Source organism: uncultured Campylobacter sp., from assembly GCF_938031315.1.
In the GTDB taxonomy this organism is placed as follows: domain Bacteria; phylum Campylobacterota; class Campylobacteria; order Campylobacterales; family Campylobacteraceae; genus Campylobacter_B.
On record NZ_CALHHT010000227.1, the window covers coordinates 1 to 4,315 of the forward strand.

Here is a 4,315-nt window from a genome sequence, read left to right on the forward strand (position 1 = left end):
TGCCGTCGCAGGCGGCGCGGTGGGGCTTGGCAACGCATGGAAATTCCCCACCCTCGTGGGTCAAAACGGCGGCAGCGCCTTCGTGCTTTTATACCTCGCGCTCACGCTGGGCGTGGGCTTTAGCATATTTTTAGCCGAGATGGCGCTAGGCAGGCTAAGCGGGCGGGATCTACCGAGCGCTTACGAGACGCTTGCGCCGCGCGGCGGACGCAAATGGCGCGCGGGAGGCGTTTTCATCGCGGGCGGCATGCTGGTGCTGTCCTTTTACCTCGTCATCCTCGGCTGGGTGATCCGCTACATATTTTTGGGCTTTTCTCCGCTGCCCGCAACCGCCGAGGAAGCGGGCGCCGTATTTGACGATCTCATCTCGCATTCGCTAGTCACGAGCCTGGGCTTTTACGCGCTTGCGCTCGTGCTGACGCTCTCCGTCGTCGCGCGCGGCATCAAAAGCGGTATCGAGCGGCTAAACGTCGTGATGATGCCGCTTCTTTTCGTGCTGCTGCTTGCGATGCTTGCGTATGCGTGCACGATGCAGGGCTTCGGCGCGGCGGCGAAATTTCTTTTCTACCCCGACTTCGGCAAAATCACCGTTAACTCCGTCCTCTCCGCGCTCGGGCTCGCGCTCTTTACCCTGTGCGTGGGCGTCGGCTGTATCGCAGCATACGCGGCATCGCTTAGCGAGGGGGTGCGGCTCGTGCGAAGCTCGGTAAACATCGTATTTATCAACATCGCGATCGGACTGATGATGGGGCTCATCGTCTTTACCTTCATCTTCGAATTCCGCGCCGATCCCGCGCAGGGTGCAGGGCTTGTGTTCGTCTCGCTCACTACGATGTTTGCAAAAATGGGGCTAGCGGGGCAGGTGCTTGAAGTCGCGTTTTTCGTCTCGCTCTTTTTCGCGGGGATCACGAGCGCGGTTTCGATGATCGAGCCTTTCGTCTTCTATCTCATCGGCAGATTTAAAATTTCGCGCCTGCGCGCAGTCTGCATCTCGGGGTGCGCCATAGCGGTGCTAGGCGCATGCTCGCTGCTATCGATGCACGCGGATTATGCGAGCAAATTTAAGCTTTTCGGCGCGAGCTTTTTTGACTGCTTGGACTTCGTAAGCTCAAACGTCATGCTGCCTCTGGGCGCGCTAACCTCGGCGATATTCGTGGGCTTCGTGATGGACGTGCAGCGCCTGCGCGGGCTTTTCGGCGCCGATATGGGCGAGCTTGGATTTAAAATTTGGTACTTTTCGCTGCGCTTCGTAGCGCCCGTCGCGATCGTGATCATAATGGCAAATCTGCTGTTTTTCGGCGGGAAGTAGGAAGCGATTCGGTTAAATTTAAAGGCGGCATGGGTTTAAATTTAACCCTTTTTGAGCGAGCTTAAATTTAAAAAGGTCGCTTAACATCGCAGCCCGCTAGGCTCGTATTTTAACTAGCGTTTTGCTAAAGGAGTAAATTTTGAAAGCTCTTAAATTTATAGCCAAAGCCCTAATCGCGGCGTTCGGCATTTGTGTGATCGTCAGTGCGCTTAATTACAGCGGGTTTAGCTTCAGCGATCTAAAATGGCTTAGTAAAGATGAGATGGTACAAAATTTCGTACAGGAAGAATTTAATGATTGCGTATATTACCATTATGATACATTTTATGCTTCTGATAAAAATTTAAGCTTCAATGAACTTATTTATACATTAGACAAAATATTTAAAAAGCATATGGATACTAAAACTTTTAGCCTATTTGATGATTTAAACTCAACTATTGGTTTAAATAAAATTACGAATAAAAAAATATCAAATAAAACCGTTCCTTGGAATTTTGTCGATTTTGTCCATCATCATACAGATAGAAATGTTGATATAAATGGCAACTACTCATATACGCCATTTGAAGGCAATAAAAAGATAAACTATGATCTCAATCAAACCCTTATATTTACTTGCAAAGGTGGTATGTATGGTTCCGATAGCTTTAGTATAAAAGAATGCAAAAATATTACCTTTTTTGAAAGAGCGCTAGGAAAGAATAGATACTGCATATATTATGAGGGGATTAAGTATATGAGCTATAAGTTTCAACCATCTGAAAAGACAAAAAATCCAGATTACGAATTTGATATGGTTCATAACCGCATAAACCAATATCTGCAAGGCGTTAAAGAATGTGTGCCGTATAGTAATACCAACTTTATACACTCGTGCGAATTTTATATAGATAACCACGGAAACAGGTATTACGGGAATTTTTATCTGATATATAGTTTAATAAAAACGATGTTTTTATCTTAGCCGATAATTTAGAAAACAATAAAATATCCGGCTCCATTCATAGCAAAACATAAAATTCCCAGTAAAAATTTTACGCTTTACATCTTGCGAATGGATTTTTACCAAAGCAAAATTCTGTCGGGCGGCGCTGTATCCCGTGCTGCGAGCGCAAAACGTTTAGCAAATATCGCGATAAATTTAAACTTATAATAGTGGAGTTTGAAAAAATACGCGCTGCTTTGAAAGCGCATACAAAGCTACGTGGCGGTATTCGCGGCAAGCGGTGCAAGCCATGCCGCTAAATTTGAAGCAAAATTTCAAAATAAGGCTAAATTTAAGAAATTTAGCCGTTCATTATCGATAGCAGCTCGGTGTTGTCTTTGGTTTTTAGCATCTTGGCGTATAAAAATTTCAGCGCCTCGACGTCGTCCATTGTCGAGATCGCCGAGCGCAGCGCCCAGATCTTTTGCAGATTTTCGCTGCCTTGCAAAAGCTCCTCTTTGCGGGTACCGGACTTGGTAATATTGATCGCGGGGTAAATTCTGCGGTCCGATATGTTGCGATCGAGGATGATCTCGCTGTTGCCCGTGCCTTTGAACTCCTCGAAGATCACGTCGTCCATGCGCGAGCCGGTCTCGATGAGCGCGGTAGCGACGATGGTAAGCGAGCCGCCGTTTTCGATATTTCGCGCCGCACCGAAGAAGCGCTTCGGCTTGTGCAGGGCGTTCGCGTCCACGCCGCCGCTTAGCACTTTGCCGCTACTAGGCGTGACGGTGTTGTAAGCGCGCGCAAGGCGGGTGATGCTATCGAGCAGGATGACGACGTCCTTGCCGTTTTCGACGGCGCGTTTTGCCTTTTCGATGACGAGCTCAGCGACGCGGACGTGGTTGAATGCAGGCTGATCGAAAGTCGAGCTAAACACTTCGCCGCGCACGCTGCGCTCCATGTCGGTCACCTCTTCGGGGCGCTCGTCGACTAGCAGCACCAAAAGTTCGACCTCGGGGTGGTTGCGCGTAATGCCGTTGGCAAGCTCTTTCATCAGCTCCGTTTTACCGCTACGCGGAGGCGCCGTGATGAGCCCGCGCTGCCCCTTGCCGATCGGGGTGAAAAGATCGAGCACGCGACCGGTAAGGCGCATAGGATCATATTCGAGCTTGAGCTTTTCGGTCGGGAAAAGCGGCGTAAGATTGTCAAATAGCGGACGCTCTCTGGCCTCTTGGATCGATTTGTAATTGATCGCCTCGATCTTTAAAAGCGCGTAGTACTTCTCCTGATCCTTCGGCTCGCGCACCTGGCCTGTGACGATGTCGCCGACGCGAAGGGCAAATTTGCGGATCTGGCTGAGGCTCACGTAGGCGTCATTGGCGCTGTCGCTTAAATTTGAATCTATGCCGCGCAAAAAGCCGTAACCCTCGGCGGTAACCTCCAAAATCCCCGTAAAAAGTATGAAGCCGCCCTGCTTCGTCTGCATGCGTAAAATTTCAAAAACGAGCGCTTGGCGGCGGAATTCGCGCGGGTTTTCGACGCCTAGCTCGTCTGCTATGGCGATGAGATTTTCAAGATCCATCGAGCGGAGCTCCTCGATCTGGTAGCCCTCGACGGGAACGTGCGTTTTAGCGTAAGTTTTTCTGCCGTTTTGATTGGAATTTGAAACGGCGGTCTGGGCGGAATTTTGATTTGTATTTTCCATTTGTCCTCTTAGAGTGTGAAGTTATTAAATTTAGTTTTAAAAGTCGCGAAATTTAAAATTTAGTTCTCTTTATAAGCACCGAACCTTAAAATTTTTTGTTGTCTTCTGCTGATAAGCTCGTCTATGCTAAGATCGTCTAGCTTGTGCAGCTCGGTTAAGACATAGTTTCCAAGCGCTTTTATCGCGCCGTCTTTATCCCTGTGGGCGCCCGTTTTAGGCTCCTTGATCACATCATCGACCAAGCCTAGCTCTTTTAGCTCCTCGGCGGTGATCTTTAGCGCCTTCGTAGCGGCCTCGCTCTTGCTCGGATCGTTCCACAAAATCGCGGCACAGCCCTCGGGAGAGATGACCGAAAAGATTGAGTTTTGAA

At 48.9% G+C, this 4,315-nt stretch carries 3 protein-coding genes and 1 pseudogene; 2 read left to right on the top strand and 2 right to left on the bottom strand.

Annotated elements, in window-relative coordinates; all coding sequences use genetic code 11:
* Both Q0236_RS05760 and Q0236_RS05765 read left to right on the top strand, forming a co-directional pair.
* Positions 1-1,309, top strand: a 1,309-nt coding sequence (locus Q0236_RS05760) for a sodium-dependent transporter (RefSeq protein WP_297915961.1), incomplete at its 5' end; no start/stop codon positions are given.
* 139 nt (positions 1,310-1,448) lie between these two features.
* A complete protein-coding gene (locus tag Q0236_RS05765) occupies positions 1,449-2,276 on the top strand; it encodes a hypothetical protein (RefSeq protein ID WP_297915963.1) in 828 nt (275 codons plus the stop codon).
* Positions 2,277-2,598: 322 nt separating this feature from the next.
* Here Q0236_RS05765 and rho read toward each other — a convergent pair whose 3' ends face one another.
* Both rho and Q0236_RS05775 read right to left on the bottom strand, forming a co-directional pair.
* Complete coding sequence (gene rho / locus Q0236_RS05770) at positions 2,599-3,945, bottom strand: transcription termination factor Rho (RefSeq protein ID WP_005873347.1); 1,347 nt, start codon at positions 3,943-3,945, stop codon at positions 2,599-2,601.
* A 59-nt stretch (positions 3,946-4,004) separates the two neighbouring features.
* A pseudogene (locus Q0236_RS05775) lies at positions 4,005-4,315 on the bottom strand (acetyl-CoA carboxylase carboxyl transferase subunit alpha); the annotation flags it as partial.

What these genes read in the sequence shown, in the direction of transcription:
- rho (WP_005873347.1), bottom strand. Translation starts at nt 3,945, where the DNA reads ATGGAAAATACAAATCAAAATTCCGCCCAGACCGCCGTTTCAAATTCC.